The 13,829-nt window shown below is 77.3% G+C and carries 13 protein-coding genes; 7 read left to right on the forward strand and 6 right to left on the reverse strand.

Translation table 11 applies throughout. The features are described from left to right. The first annotated feature begins 18 nt into the window (after positions 1–18). Complete coding sequence (locus D459_RS0120745; RefSeq protein WP_017594926.1) at positions 19–975, forward strand: helix-turn-helix transcriptional regulator; 957 nt, start codon at positions 19–21, stop codon at positions 973–975. Positions 976–1,046: 71 nt separating this feature from the next. Continuing rightward, positions 1,047–1,919: an ATP-grasp domain-containing protein gene (locus D459_RS0120750; protein WP_017594927.1), complete on the forward strand. Its 873-nt coding sequence runs from the start codon at positions 1,047–1,049 to the stop codon at positions 1,917–1,919. 158 nt (positions 1,920–2,077) lie between these two features. On the opposite strand, the gene D459_RS0120755 is transcribed toward D459_RS0120750, so the two are convergent. Continuing rightward, positions 2,078–2,722, reverse strand: a complete 645-nt coding sequence (locus tag D459_RS0120755) for a response regulator transcription factor (protein WP_017594928.1) — start codon at positions 2,720–2,722, stop codon at positions 2,078–2,080. Beyond that, a complete protein-coding gene (locus D459_RS0120760) occupies positions 2,713–3,954 on the reverse strand; it encodes a sensor histidine kinase (protein ID WP_017594929.1) in 1,242 nt (413 codons plus the stop codon). The genes D459_RS0120755 and D459_RS0120760 overlap by 10 nt, the downstream gene beginning before the upstream one ends. A gap of 228 nt (positions 3,955–4,182) precedes the next feature. Here D459_RS0120760 and D459_RS0120765 point away from each other — a divergent pair, with 228 nt between their 5' ends. Together D459_RS0120765 and D459_RS0120770 are read left to right on the forward strand one after the other, a co-directional pair. Next, positions 4,183–4,854 (forward strand): DedA family protein, encoded by a 672-nt coding sequence (locus tag D459_RS0120765; protein WP_017594930.1) that lies wholly within the window; start codon positions 4,183–4,185, stop codon positions 4,852–4,854. Positions 4,855–5,043: 189 nt separating this feature from the next. Continuing rightward, positions 5,044–6,051 (forward strand): zinc-binding dehydrogenase, encoded by a 1,008-nt coding sequence (locus D459_RS0120770; protein ID WP_040710677.1) that lies wholly within the window; start codon positions 5,044–5,046, stop codon positions 6,049–6,051. A gap of 461 nt (positions 6,052–6,512) precedes the next feature. Here D459_RS0120770 and D459_RS0120775 read toward each other — a convergent pair whose 3' ends face one another. Further along, positions 6,513–7,136 (reverse strand): HAD family hydrolase, encoded by a 624-nt coding sequence (locus tag D459_RS0120775; RefSeq protein WP_017594932.1) that lies wholly within the window; start codon positions 7,134–7,136, stop codon positions 6,513–6,515. Positions 7,137–7,468: 332 nt separating this feature from the next. On the opposite strand from D459_RS0120775, the gene D459_RS0120780 reads away from it, so the two are divergent. The 3 genes from D459_RS0120780 to D459_RS0120790 all read left to right on the forward strand — a co-directional run bounded on the left by D459_RS0120780 (position 7,469) and on the right by D459_RS0120790 (position 11,162). Beyond that, complete coding sequence (locus tag D459_RS0120780; protein WP_017594933.1) at positions 7,469–8,857, forward strand: DUF2786 domain-containing protein; 1,389 nt, start codon at positions 7,469–7,471, stop codon at positions 8,855–8,857. Between the two features lie 383 nt (positions 8,858–9,240). Beyond that, the gene (locus D459_RS0120785; protein ID WP_152523063.1) at positions 9,241–10,050 is read left to right on the forward strand and encodes a sulfite exporter TauE/SafE family protein; all 810 of its coding nucleotides are present in this window, start codon (positions 9,241–9,243) and stop codon (positions 10,048–10,050) included. 53 nt (positions 10,051–10,103) lie between these two features. Further along, a complete protein-coding gene (locus D459_RS0120790) occupies positions 10,104–11,162 on the forward strand; it encodes a DUF2293 domain-containing protein (protein WP_017594935.1) in 1,059 nt (352 codons plus the stop codon). Positions 11,163–11,194: 32 nt separating this feature from the next. Here the strand turns inward: D459_RS0120790 and D459_RS0120795 are convergent, their stop codons facing one another. From D459_RS0120795 to D459_RS0120805, 3 genes are all read right to left on the reverse strand, one after another. Continuing rightward, on the reverse strand, positions 11,195–11,725 hold the full coding sequence (locus D459_RS0120795; RefSeq protein ID WP_020380272.1) for a DoxX family protein: 531 nt from the start codon (positions 11,723–11,725) through the stop codon (positions 11,195–11,197). A gap of 140 nt (positions 11,726–11,865) precedes the next feature. Further along, positions 11,866–12,207, reverse strand: coding sequence for a VOC family protein (locus D459_RS0120800; protein ID WP_017594937.1), 342 nt, complete (start codon positions 12,205–12,207; stop codon positions 11,866–11,868). A 24-nt stretch (positions 12,208–12,231) separates the two neighbouring features. Further along, positions 12,232–13,647, reverse strand: coding sequence for an MFS transporter (locus D459_RS0120805; protein ID WP_017594938.1), 1,416 nt, complete (start codon positions 13,645–13,647; stop codon positions 12,232–12,234). Positions 13,648–13,829: the final 182 nt, after the last annotated feature.

The raw sequence follows: 13,829 nt of genomic DNA on the forward strand, positions 1-13,829 counted from the left end.
GTGCATCATCGGAGGACCATGAACGGACCGAGCACCCGGATTCTGGAACTCCTCTCACTGCTCCAGGACGGCCGCGTCTGGGACGGGGCGGAGCTGGCCCGCAGGGTCGGCGCCTCGCCGCGCACCCTCCGCCGCGACCTGGACCGCCTGCGCGAACTGGGCTACCCGGTGGAGTCGGCGCGCGGACCGGGCGGCGGCTACCGGCTGGCCGCGGGCCGCGCCATGCCGCCGCTGCTGTTCACCGACGACGAGGCGGTCGCCGCGGTGGTCGGCCTGAGGTTCGCCGCGCTCACCTGGGCCGGCTCCGACACCGGGGTCGCCGACAGCGCCCTGGGCAAGCTGGAGCGGGTGCTGCCGGACCGGCTGCGCCACCGGGTGCGCGCGGTGTCGGCGTCGATGGAGACCGGGTCCCGCCCGCACCGCCAGGCCGACCTGGGCGTTCTGCGCCTGCTCGGCGGCGCCGTCTCCGGCCGGAACCACGTGCGGTTCCACTACACCGACCGGGGCGGCGCCGAGACCGACCGGCGGGTCGAGCCCTGCGCCCAGGTGCTCTTCGCGCACCGCTGGTACCTGCTGGGCTGGGACCGGGACCGGAACGACTGGCGGACCTTCCGGGCGGACCGGATCAGCGGCCTGGAGGTCCTGGGCACCACCTTCGCCCCGCGCCCGCCGCCCCCGGGGGGCGCGGTGAGCTTCGTCCAGGACAGCGCCCGCCTGCCGATCACCCGGCACCGGGCGACGGTGCTGTTCCGGGCGCCGCTGCAGGTCGTCTCCGAGCGGCTGGTCGCCGAGGCCGGCGAGCTGACCGCGGTCGACGCGGAGAGCTGCCGCTACGTCAGCGCCCCCGACTCCTGGGAGTGGCTGGCGATCACGCTGGCCATGGTGGGCGTGCCCTACACCGTCGAGGGGCCGCCGGAGCTCATCGAGGTCTCCCGGGGCCTGGCCGAGCGCATCGCCCGCGCGGCCGACGGCTGACCGGCGGCCGCGCGGGCCGGGGATCTGAAAACGGCCGGGCGGGGAGCGCCGCGCGGGGTTAGCATCGCGCCATGGCCGACCCGATCCCGTTCCTGTTCCCCGGAGACCCGCTGCGCCCCCGGCGGGTGGACGGCTTCTTCGCCGACGAGCACGCGGCCGCGCTGCACGCCGGCGCCGAGGCGTTCCTCATCGACCACGACGCCCTGGTCCGGGGCGACCTGCGGGAGGCGGTGCGGGGCCTGCCGAGAGGGCTGGGGCCGGTCCGCTACCGGGGCTGGATGGTGCCGTCCGGCCGCTACGCGGAGTTCGCCCGGGCGCTGGACGAGCGCGGCTGCCGCCCCGTCGTCTCCGCGGAGGACTACCGGCGCGCCCACGAACTGCCCGGCTGGTACGCGCTGTTCGAGGAGGTGACCCCGCGCAGCGTGTGGTGCGAGGCCGACCCGGGCTGCGCCCCGGACCCCGGCGAGCTCGCCGAGCTGGTCCGGCCGCTGCGCTCCGGCCCCGGGATCGTCAAGGACTACGTCAAGTCCCGCAAGCACGAGTGGGACCAGGCCTGCTTCGTCCCGGACCTGTCCGACACCGGCGCGCTGCACCGGACCGTCGCCGAGCTGGTCCGCCTGCAGCAGGAGGACCTGGCGGGCGGGGTGGTGGTCCGCGAGTTCGAGCGGTTCGACGGCGCGGGTGAGGCCCGGGTGTGGTGGATCGGCGGCGAGCCGGCGCTGGTCGGGCCGCACCCGGACACCCCCGGCGCGGTCCCCGCCCCGGACCTGGACCCGCTCCGCCCGGCCGTCGCCGCGCTGGGGCACCCCTTCGTCACCACCGACCTGGCCCGCCGCGCCGACGGCGCCTGGCGGGTGGTGGAGGTCGGCGACGGCCAGGTCAGCGGCCGCCCCGAGGGGATCACCCCGGACCGCCTGATCGGCATGCTCGCCGCGGCCCGCTGACCGGCCGCCGGGCACCCGCGCGGCGCCCCGGCCCGCCTGCAGGGCGGGCGTTCCGGCGGAGGGCCGGCCCGTGCCGGCCCGTCTGCCCGGGGCTCCGCCCCAGCCCCGGCGGGCGCGGGGCCGGGCGGCCCGGTCGCCGGAGGCCGTCCCGGCCGGGGTCAGGCGCCGATGTAGCGGAGTACCGCCAGGACCCGGCGGCTGTACCCGGGTGCCGAGCCCAGGTCGAGTTTGGCGAAGACGGCGTTGGCGTGCTTCTCCACCGCGCTCTGCGACACGAAGAGGCGCTCGGCGATCGAGGCGTTGGTGTGCCCCTGCGCCATCAGGTCGAGCACTTCGCGCTCGCGCCCGGTCAGCCGCTGCAGCGGGTCGGGCCGGGGGCCGCCGGCCAGCAGGTGCCGGACCACCTCGGGGTCGAAGGCGGCGCCGCCCGCGCCCACCCGCTCCAGCGCGGAGAGGAACTCCTCCACCTCCACCACCCGGTCCTTGAGCAGGTAGCCGACCCCCTCGGTGTTCTCGGTGAACAGCTCGACGGCGTAGCGGCGCTCGACGTACTGGGAGAGCACCAGCACCCCGACCCCGGGGTGCTCGCGGCGGATCCGCACCGCGGCGCGCAGTCCCTCGTCGGTGTGGGTGGGCGGCATCCGGACGTCGGCGACCACCGTGTCGGGCGGGTCGGCGGCGACGGCGTCGAGCAGCGCGGCGGCGTCGCCGACGGCGGCGGCCACCGTGTGCCCCTCGTCCTCCAGCAGCCGGACGAGCCCTTCGCGGAGCAGGGCCGAGTCCTCGGCGATGATCACCCGCACGGCAGCTCCGCGAGGATCACCGTCGGACCGCCCGCCGGGCTGTGCACGGTGAGCCGGCCGTCCACTGCGGCGGCCCGGTCGGCCAGTCCGGCCAGGCCGGTGCCGGCCGGGTCCGCGCCGCCGGCCCCGTCGTCGGAGACCCGGACCAGCAGCGCCGGACGGTCGCCGGGCCCGCTTCCGGGCCCGCCGCCGGATCCGCCGCCGGACCCGGGTCCGGCCTCGCCGACCAGCACCGAGACCCGGTCGGCCCCGGAGTGCTTCACCGCGTTGGTCACCGCCTCGGCGACGATGAAGTAGGCGGCGGTGGCGGTGCTCGGCTCCGGCGCCCGGTCCAGCCGGTAGTCCAGGTCGACCGGGAGCGCGGAGCGGGCGGCCAGCCCGCTCAGCGCGGCGTGCAGCCCGGACTCCGACAGCGCGGTGGGGTACACCCGCCAGGCCACCTCGCGCAGGTCGGTCAGGGCGCGGCGGGACTCCTCGTGGGCCTGGAGCAGCAGCTCCCGCCCCTTCTCCGAGCCGGGGTCGCGGCGGGCCCGGCCCAGCGCCATGCCGAGCACGACCAGCCGCTGCTGCACCCCGTCGTGCAGGTCGCGCTCGATCCGGCGGCGCTCCTCGTCCACCGCGGCGAGGATCCGGGACCGGCTCTCCGCCAGCTCGCCGACCCGCTGCTCCAGCAGGTCCTGGCGGGTGGGGCCGAGCAGCCGCCGGGCCAGCCAGCGCTCGGTGCCGACCAGTCCGACGGTGCCCTGCATGCTGACGTACATCAGCGCCAGCCCGAACGGGACCACCGCGGGGGTGTTGCCGTCCAGCACCCCCAGCGGCGACACCACGGTGTAGGCGCCCATCGGGAACAGCGCCAGGACCATCCCGCCGAAGAGCCCGACGGGCGCCCGGAGCGCCAGGTAGAGGAGGGAGCGGGCGGTACCGGGGCGCCCGGCGGTCTCGATGCCGAACAGGGCGGCCAGCCGGCGCCGCTCCACTGCGACCGCGGGCCGGACCAGGGCGCCGAGGACGCGGGCCGGGAGCCGCCGGGCCGCGGGCCAGGGGGTGGCGAGGGCGGCGGGCAGTGCCGGCAGCGCCAGCAGCGGCAACACGGCCAGGAGGACGCAGGCCGCCAGCGCGGTCACCGCGCCCGCGGCGGCTCCGGCCGCGGCCCGGCACCAGGTGCGCAGCACCCCGGCGGCGTCCGCGGCCCCGGCCGCCGCGCGGACCGGCCCCTCTTGCGCGTAGGCCATGTGCATCCTTCCGACGACCCCGTCCGACCGCCTGAGCGTAGCCAGCGCCGGGTCGCTCCGGTACTGCGGAGTTCCGCATTTTCCAGGTGCGGAAGAACGTCGCGGTCAGTGCGGGCATCTTTATCGGATAACGGCGCGCCCTTCTGTAGCGTTCACGGCGTCCGCCCGGTCGGCGGGCGGACGCCCGTTCGGGTCCGGGTAAACCCCTACTGACGATTGGAAACCGACGTGAACAGCACCGCTGTCCCCTTCGCCGCGTCCGGCGGCGGCCTCCTGGACGGAGTCGTGGACTGGGTCGTGGGCCTCATGGAGACCCTGGGCGGCCCAGGCGCGGGGCTGGCCATCGCGCTGGAGAACCTCTTCCCGCCGATCCCCAGCGAGGTGATCCTGCCGCTGGCGGGGTTCACCGCCTCCCAGGGCGACCTGAACCTGGTCGAGGCGATCGTGTGGACCACGATCGGTTCGGTGGTGGGCGCGCTGGCGCTGTACGGCATCGGTGCGGCGCTCGGCAGGGAGCGGTTCCGCGCGCTCGCCGCCAAGGTCCCGCTGGTGAAGATCTCCGACATCGACAAGACCGAGGAGTGGTTCGCCAAGCACGGCACCAAGGCCGTGTTCTTCGGCCGGATGATCCCGATCTTCCGCAGCTTCATCTCGATCCCGGCGGGCATCGAGCGGATGTCGGTCCCGGTCTTCCTCGGCCTGACCACGCTGGGCAGCCTCATCTGGAACACCATCTTCGTGATGGCCGGCTACCTGCTGGGCGAGAGCTGGCACCTGGTCGAGGAGTACATGGGCTACGTGTCCAAGGCCGTCGTGGTCGCGGTGCTCGTCGCGGTCGTGTGGTTCATCGTCGCCCGCGTCCGCGACATGCGCCGCAGCGGAGCCGCCGAGGAGCGCTGACCCGGGCCGGCCCCCTCCCCCGCAGAGCGGGGGAGGGGGCCGCGGCCTTTCCGGGGCTGTGACCGCACTCACGCCTCTGTGGGGCGAGTCCGCCCCTCCGCTCCCTTGACCTCAAGTGAACTTGAGGTACGAGACTGCTGTGTGCGGCCGGGAAAGCGGCCGCGACGTCGAGAGCGGAACGAGGCGGACATGCGTGCGGTACAGGTGGACGAGTACGGGGCGCCGGAGGTCCTGAAGCCGGTGGAGCTGCCCGACCCGGTCGCCGGCCCGGGCCAGGCGGTGGTGGACGTGGCGGCGGCCAACGTCATGTACCTCGATGTGCAGATCCGCAAGGGCTGGGGCAAGGAGTTCTTCGGCGTCACCCCGCCCTACGTCCCGGGCTCCGGCGTCACCGGGCGGGTCGCGTCGGTCGGCGAGGGCGTCGACCCGGCGCTGATCGGGACCGAGGTCGTCGTCGACACCGGCGAGCGCGACCCGAAGAGCGGCCGCGCGGAGGCCCCCACCGGCGGTTACGAGGAGAAGGCCGCGGTGCCCGCCGAGGACCTGATCCCCGTCCCGGAGGGGGTGGACGGCCGGGAGGCGCTCGCGCTGCTGCACGACGGCCCCACCGCGCTGCTGCTGGAGGAGGCCGCCCGGTTCGAACCGGGGCAGCGGGTGCTGGTCATGGCGGCGACCGGGGGCGCCGGCAGCCTGGTGGTGCAGCTGGCCCGGCGGGCCGGTGCGCACGTCATCGCCGCGGCCCGCGGCGAGAAGAAGCTGGCCCTGGCGCGCGAGCTCGGCGCCGAGCACGCCGTCGACTACTCCGAGGCCGGCTGGCGGGACCGGGTCCTCGAGATCACCGGCGGCAAGGGCGTGGACAGGGTCGTCGACGGCGCCGGCGGCGAGCTGGGCACCTCCGCCTTCGCCCTGGTCTCCGACGGCGGCCGGTTCGTCACCTACGGCGCCTCCAGCGGCGAGTTCGCCGAGGTCGACGCGGACGAGGCGGAGCGCCGCGGGGTCGCCGTCACCACCCTGCTCGACATGGAGAAGGGGGACGGCGAATCCTCCCGCCGGCTCAGCGACCGGGCACTGGAACTGGCGGCCTCGGGCGCCCTCCGCCCGCACATCGGCCTCACCTTCCCGCTGGAGCGGGCGGCGGACGCGCACGCGGCCCTGGAGTCCCGCGCCGCGCTCGGCAAGGTCCTGCTGATCCCCTGACGGGGCGAGAAGCCGCCCGCCCCCTCCGCGCGGGGGCGGGCGGGTCCCCCGCCCGGAGGCGGCGGAACCGCCGGGACCCCACCGGGGACAGGGTCCTGGCGGTCCCCCCGCCTCCGGCTTTCGCTTTTCTGCGGCCTCGGCCCTGTCCTGCGGATCCTTTCGTGCGGTGCCGCCCCGCAGGCGGGGCAGGCGAGCGGCGAAGGAGGGGGGGAAGGCGGCCGGGCGCCCCGGCCGGGTACGGCGTCTCACGGGGTCGGGGTTCATGCGGGCGGCGACGGCACAGGTAGGGGTGGGGCGAAGGCGGCCACCCGGGCGCGGCGTCTCGCGGAGCGAGGGTTCATGCGGGCGGCGAGGGCGGGAGCGGGTCGGCGCCGCGCTCCGGGAGCCCGGTGGTGGGGCGGTGCGGAAGGCCGTCCCGCCGAGGCGGCCGCCGGAGACCGATCCGGGTCGGGCTCGCCCGCTCAGCCCAGGAGCGGCGCGAGCGCCGTGCGCAGCCCCGCAGCGCCTCGGGCGAGCACGGCGCGCATGCCCACAGCCCCGGCGGCCGCGACGTTGTCCGGGGAGTCGTCGATGAAGAGGCAGCGCCCGGCGGGCGCCCCGGCCATGGTGGCCGCCACCGCGTACACCCGGGCGTCGGGCTTGGCGAAGCCCAGCCGGGCGGAGTTGGCGATCGCGTCGAACGCGCCGGCGATCCCGAGCCGGGACAGGTCGGGCTCCAACCGGTCGGTGGCGTTGGTGACCAGCACCACCGGCACCCGGGTGCGCACCTCGGCGATCAGCGCCAGCGCCTCCTCGTCGGCCCGGCCCGGATGCCGCGACCAGTCCTCCACCAGCACACGGGCGCGCTCCTCGGAACCGCAGGCCGGCACCAGTGCCTCGCGGACGGCGGCCCGCCACTCCGCGTCGCGGACCGCCCCGGTGACGGCGGGCAGCAGCCGCTCCGGCGCGAACGCGGCGGCCTCCAGGGTCCCGGCCGGCAGCCCGTGCCGGCGGTGCAGGTCCTCGGTGACCCGGCGGTCCCAGTGCCGGATCACCCCGTCGAGATCGCAGAGCACGGCGGCGATGCCGGCAGCGGAGGCGGACATGGCCGCGATCCTCGCCGACCCCGCCGGAAAAGGCCAGGGCCCGACGGCCCGACCCCCCGACCGAAAGCGGCCACCCGCCGCCCAGCCGCACACGGCCCGCCCGTCCCCGCCGATCCGGGCAGGCCACTCGCCTGGCGCGGCGCACTCCGAGCACAGGCGCGCGAGCGGACCACGGTCCCCGATCGGGGCAGGGCCGAGGGGCGGTACCCGGGGGCGGGCCCGCCTTCCGCCACTCGGAGACCGTCGTCGGGGCGGTGACGGGGCGGACGGGGGAGCATTCCGCCGCTGGCACACTGGACGGCGGGGCGGCACATCGGACGACAGGGGCGGGCGTGGCACGGGGCGGTAAGGCCAAGAGCGGCGGGAAGCGGCGCGGGACCGGTGCGCACCCCTATGGCCGGGCCCGGCGCAAGAAGGAGCGCCCCGCCGCACCCGGGAACGGGGCCGGTGGGGCCGGTCCGGAGTCGGCGGAGGGCGGGGCGGGCGGCGCCGGGCGCGCCGAGGAGCTCGTCGCGGCCGCGCTGTGCGCCGTGCACGCCGACGACCGGGGCGCGTTCGACGCCTCGCTCGCCGTGCTCGCCGACACCGAGCGCCCGGAACGGGCCGCGGCGGCGAGCCGGGCCCTGGTCTCCTGCCTCACCTCCCGGCTCGCCCGGGCCTGGCGGCTCGGCTGGCAGCCTGCGGAGGCGGTCCGCCAGGCCTCCCGCGGACTCGGCGGCACCGCCGCCGCGATCTGCGCGGACATGGTGGTCGCCGAGCACCGCGCGCACCCCGCGGCCTCGCTCGACCCGCGCTGGGCGGAGCAGCTCGGCGCGCTCGGCGAAGGGGAGTGGTGGCCCGGGGACGCCGAATACCTGGCCGGGCTCACCGCCCGGCACGGCCTGCTCCGGTTGGAGGCGGTGGAGACCGCGCTCCGGCTGGCCGCGCTGCTGGAGGCGGTGCCGCCGCTGGAACCGCTGCTGCCCCGGCCGGGCGAGCCCGCCGCGCCGGCCCCGGCGTCTGCGGCGGCCCCGCCGCAGGGCGCGGCGCCGCGCGACGCGGCCAGGCTGGCCAAGATCCGGGCGCTGCTGGCGAAGGCCGAGTCCACCGAGTTCCCGGACGAGGCGGAGGCGCTCTCCGCCCGCGCCCAGGAGCTGATCGCCCGGCACAGCATCGACGCGGCCCTGCTCGCCGCCGAGCCCGCGGGCGGGTCGTCCCCGGCCGCGGGCGGCCGCCGCATCCCGGTCGACGCCCCCTACGAGCAGCACAAGGCCTCCCTGCTGCACGTGGTCGCCGAGGCCAACCACTGCCGCGCCGTCTGGCACGACGACCTCGGCCTGTGCACGGTCGTCGGCCACCCGGACGACGTCGCCGGCGTCGAGCTGCTCTTCACCTCGCTGCTGGTGCAGGCCGACACCGCGATGCGGGTCTCCGGCTCGGCCCGCGACCGCTCCGGCCGCGCCGCGGACCGGAACTACCGGGCCTCGTTCCTCATCGCCTTCACCGACCGCATCGCCGACCGCCTCGACCGGGCGGCCGCCGAGGCCGAGCAGGCCCACACCGGCCGGGACCTGGTCCCCGTCTTCGCCGCCCGCAAGGAGCAGGTCGACGCCGCGGTCGAGGCCATGTTCGCCGGCCTCACCACCACCCGGCTCCGCGTCCCCACCGACGCCGACGGCTGGAACGCCGGCCGCACCGCCGCCGACACGGCGTCCCTGCGCGACCGGGAAGAGCTGCGGTAGCGGAGCCGCCCGCGTCCCCGGAGGCCTTCCGCTCCCGCTCCCGGTCGGAGGCGGGCATCGGGGGGAGCGGCGGCACGCGGCCCGGCGGAGCGGAGCCGGCCGGGCCCCCTCCCGCCCGGAAAGGCGCATGAGGCGATCGCGGAGTTCCGCCGTCGGGGGTCCCCGCAGAGCCCCCTCCCCCGGAGAGCGGCCTGCTCCGGCGCGGCCTCCGCGCGGAACGCCCCGCTCCTTCCACCGGGGCCCGGGGCGCCGGGAGGCGGCGGAAGCGGGCGGTATACCTTTTCGAGGATGCGAACCCTGAGACGTCCGGCCACTGTTCGAGCGCCGGGGCGGGCGGCGCTCCCGGCCGAGCGGGCGGGCCGGTGATCGCCGAGGTGCTCGGTGTGGACGCCGGGCCCGGGATGCTTCTGCTGCTGGTCGCGGTGGGGTTCGCCGCGGGGCTCATCGACGCGATCGTGGGCGGCGGCGGGCTGCTCCAGCTCCCGGTGCTGCTCTCGGTGATGCCGGGAGGCACGGCGGTGCCGCTGGGCGTCAACAAGTCGGTCTCGGCGGTGGGGAACGTCGCCTCGGCGGCGGTCTACTGGCGGCGCAACCCGGGCAGCCGGGTCGACCTGCGGCTGCTGGCCTGGTCCGGGGGCGCCGCGGTGGGCTGCGCCATGCTGGGGGCCTGGATCGCCACCGGCATCTCCATGGAGGTGTTCCGGCCGCTGGTCATCGCGGCGCTGCTCGCGGTGCTCGGGTTCACCGTCCGCGGCTGGGTGAAGGAGGCCCGGGGCGGGGGAGCCGCCCCGGAAGGGCAGGAGGCCCCGGCGGTCGGCGCGGGCGCGCCGGGGGCCCGGGGCAGGCTGGCCGGGTCGTCGGCGGCGATCGGCGTCTACGACGGCCTCATCGGCCCGGCGACCGGCAGCTTCCTGCTGCTGGCCTTCCGCCGGATCCTCGGCGGCCGGCTGGTCGACGCGCTGGCCACCGCCAAGGTCATCCAGTGCCTGATGAACATCGGCGGGGCCGCGGTGTTCGCCGCGCTCACCGCGCTGCCCTGGCCGCTGATCGCGCTGCTCAGCACCGCCAACCTGGCCGGCTCGGCGATCGGCGCGCGGATCGCCCTCAGCCGGGGCGACCGGCTGGTGAAGACCCTGCTGGTGGCCAGCGTGCTGGCCACCGTCGCCAAGCTCTGCCGGGACCACTTCTCCTGACCCCTATCCTGCTCGAGCCGGAGCGGAACGGAAGAAGAGCAGGGGACGGGAACGTGGCAGGGGCCGGGACGGAGACGAGGCTGGAGCGGCGGGTCCGGGAGGCCGCGGAGGACGCGGTGCGGCGGCGCGGCGCGGTCAGCGCACTGGACGTGCTGACCGGGCTGGGCTGGGTCACCGACAAGGCGGTGCAGGACTGGCGGCAGGGCAGGGTGGACGCGCTGGACCGGCTGGTCCAGGCGCCGCCGGAGAAGCGGGCCGCGGCGCTGGAGGCGCTCCGCGCCTGGGCGGAGCGGGGCGGACTGGCCGCCGAACCGGTCGAGTACGCCGCGGCGACCCGGGACCGCAGGCCGCTGCGGTTCACCGCCGAAGGGTCGGCCGGCGCCGAGCTGGCGCACCGCACGCACTGGGTGTCGCCGCAGGCCACCGCGGCGCAGCGGCGGCGCGAGGAGGACCGCCGGGCCAAGGCGCCCGACCTGGTGGTCACCGAGGTGCAGGCCGCCCGGGAGTGCGCCGAGTGCGGGGAGAGCGGCACCGGCCCGCACCTGGAGGAGGGCTCCGCGGTGTACTGCCTGGACTGCGCGGACCTCGGCCACCTGGTGTTCCTCCCGGCGGGCGACGCCGCGCTGACCCGCCGGGCGAAGAAGGCGAGCCGGCTCTCCGCGGTGGTGCAGCGCTGGGTCGCCTCCCGCCGCAAGTTCCGCAGGACCGGGCTGCTGGTGGAGGAGGGCGCGCTGGAGGAGGCCGAGGCGCAGTGCCTGGCCGACGAGGACGCCCGGGCCCGCCGCCGGGAGCGGGACGCGGTCCGCCGCACCGCGCAGGACGCCGTCTTCCAGGGGCGGTTCGCGGAGGAGATCCGGGCGGCGTTCCCCGGCTGCCCGGAGGAGCGGGCCGAGCGCATCGCCGCGCACACCGCGCTGCGCGGCAGTGGCCGGGTCGGCCGGTCCGCCGCCGGCCGGGACCTCGACCCCGGGGCGGTCCGCCGCGCCGTCGTGGCGTCGGTCCGGCACGAGGACACCCCCTACGACGACCTGCTCATGTCCGGGGTGCCCCGGGACGAGGCCCGCGCCCGCATCGCCGCCGACATCGACCGGGTCCTCGCCCTCTGGTCCTGACCCCGCGCCGGTCCCGGCGCCTCGGGCGGGCGCTACGCGTTCTCGGCCGCGGCCTCCTCGGCCAGGGCGCGGCGCCGGCGGGCGACCACGAAGGAGATCGCGGGCACCACCGAGGCCAGCGCGGCCGCCCGCATCCACGGCCGGTCGAAGGCGTGCCCGGTGACCTCGTCCAGGGAGATCCGGCCGGGGCCGGAGACCGCGACGGACGCCGCGGTCAGCCCGATCAGCGCCGGGTACTCCAGGCCGCCCTCGGTGTTGAAGAAGCCGTTGGCGGAGTGCATCTCCGCGGCGACGCCCATCGCGCCCGCGACCGCGGCCGCGCCGGCCGGGGTGGCCAGACCCAGGGCGAGCGAGGCGCCGCCGGCGGCCTCGCTCAGGCCCGCGGCGAGCGCGGTGGTCTCCCCGGGGCGGTAGCCCATGCCCTCGAAGCCCTTCGCGGTGCCCTTCAGCCCCCCGCCGCCGAACCAGCCGAACAGCTTCTGCGCGCCGTGGGCGAAGATCGTCGCCCCCACCCCGACGCGCACCGCGAGCACCGCGACGTCGCCGGCCCGAACACACCCCATGGCAGATCCCCCCGAATCGCCGTCCGTACCGGGGCGGGCGCCGGCCGGTCGCGCCGGCCGCGCCCGCCCGCGAATCCACACCGTCCTCTACCCGCTTCCCAGCGGTCCGAAAGCCGTTGACCTGCACCGGGTCGGCGGGCTCAGCCGGCGTGCACCTCCACGGTGCGGCCGTCGGGGTCGGTCAGCAGGTGCCGCCCCGGCTCCAGCGGCGGCCGGGCGGCGGCGCCGTCCACCGCGAACGCCAGGCGCACCGCGCCGGTCCGCCGCTCCCCGGACGCCGGGTACAGCTCGAAGACCGCCCCGCCGCCGAGCACCGCGGCGAAGTGCTCCGGGCCCCGGCCGTGCCGCTCGCGGCGGAGGTCCAGGCCCAGGGCGCGGTAGAACTCCCGGCACTCCTCCAAGCGGTCGGTATAGAGCACCGCCAGGGAGAGCGCCGGGAGCCGCGGCGCGTCCGGTCCGGTCGGTCGGGTCATGCCGCCCATGCGATCACACGGGCGGCCGCCCGGTCAGTGCGGGGTCCGGATCCGGCCGTGCAGTGCGAGCACGGCCGCGGCGGAGAGCACCGCGAACCCGGCCAGCGCCAGGCAGGCGGTGTGCAGCGCCGACGTGTAGGCCGCGCCCTGCAGCGACCCCGAGGTCAGCGCCGCCAGCAGGGCGCCCACGGCGGCGATCGCGACGGTCTCCGCGGTGATCCGGACGGTGTTGAACACCCCGGCGGCGGCGCCGGCCTGCCCGGCCGGGACGCTGCCCACGGCGAGCCCGTCCAGGATGCCGTTGGTCAGCCCGGCCCCGGACCCGACGAGCACCAGCCCGGGGAGCAGCGCGAGCGGGCCGCTGCCCGGGCCGGTGCCGGTGAGCAGCAGCGCCCCCGCCCCGCACAGCAGCACCGCCGCCGCGACCAGGGCGACCGGCGGCACGGCGCGGGCCAGCCGGGCGCCGGCGGAGGGCAGCAGCACACTGGGCGCGGTCAGCATGAGCAGCTGCAGCCCGGCCTGCCCGGCGTCCAGCCCGACCACGCTGATCAGGTAGGACGGCAGGTAGACCAGGAGCGGGACGAGCACCGCCATGAGCGCGCCCGCCGCCGCGGCGTAGGCCAGGAACCGCCGGTCGGCCAGCAGGCCCAGGGCCAGCATGGGGTCGGCGGCGCGCCGCTCCGCGAGGACGAACACGCAGCCCAGCACCGCGGCGCCGACCGCGCAGCCGAGGGTGAGCGGGTGGCCGAACCCCCGCTCCGGGCCCTCCACCAGCAGGGTGATCAGCAGGAGCAGCGCGGCGGAGAAGGAGACCGCTCCGGCGGCGTCCACCCTGCGCCCGGGCGCACCCGGGGAGCGGGGCAGCAGCGGGCAGAGCGCCAGCGCGGCCCCGGCGACCAGTGCGGGCGCGACGAACACCGCGCGCCAGCCGGCCAGGTCCACCAGCGCGCCGGCCGCCGTCGACCCGAACGCCGTCCCGATCCCCAGCACCGTGCCGAGCAGCCCGAACGCGCGCGCCCGGGCGGCCCCGGTGAACGTCTGGGAGAGGAGGGACGTGCCGCCGGCCACCGCCGCGGCGGCGCCCGCCCCGGCCAGGGCGCGCAGCAGGTTCAGCAGCAGGACGTCGCCGGCCAGGCCGCACAGCGCCCCGGCGGCGGCGAACAGGGCCACGCCGCAGGTGAAGACGCGGCGGCGCCCCAGGACGTCGGCCAGCGACCCGGCCACCGCCAGGAAGCCCGCGAAGCAGGCGTTGTAGCCGTTGACCGCCCACTGCGCGGCGGACAGGCCGGTGCCGAGGTCGGACTGGACGTCGGGCAGGGCGAGCGAGGCCCCGGTGATGGAGAGGGGGAAGGTCAGCGTCGACAGCAGCACGGCGGCGAGCACGAACCGCTCGCGGCCGGCGGGCGGCACGGAGGGCCGGTCGGCACGGTCGGGACGGATGAGGTTCACGGGAATGCTCCGAGGATCGGGCGCGGAGCCGGGCGGCCCGAGGAGGCGCACCGGCGTCGGACACGGTGCGGCGGAGCAGGAACCTGGGGTGAGCGCCGCCGCTAGAGGCGGCGCAGATCATTCGACTCGGGCACGGTCGGGAGCGTAGCCGAGCGGCCCGGCCCGGAGCGAGCGGTTTTCCC

Origin of the sequence: Nocardiopsis potens DSM 45234 (assembly GCF_000341105.1) — a bacterium.
GTDB classification, from domain to species: Bacteria; Actinomycetota; Actinomycetes; order Streptosporangiales; family Streptosporangiaceae; genus Nocardiopsis_A; species Nocardiopsis_A potens.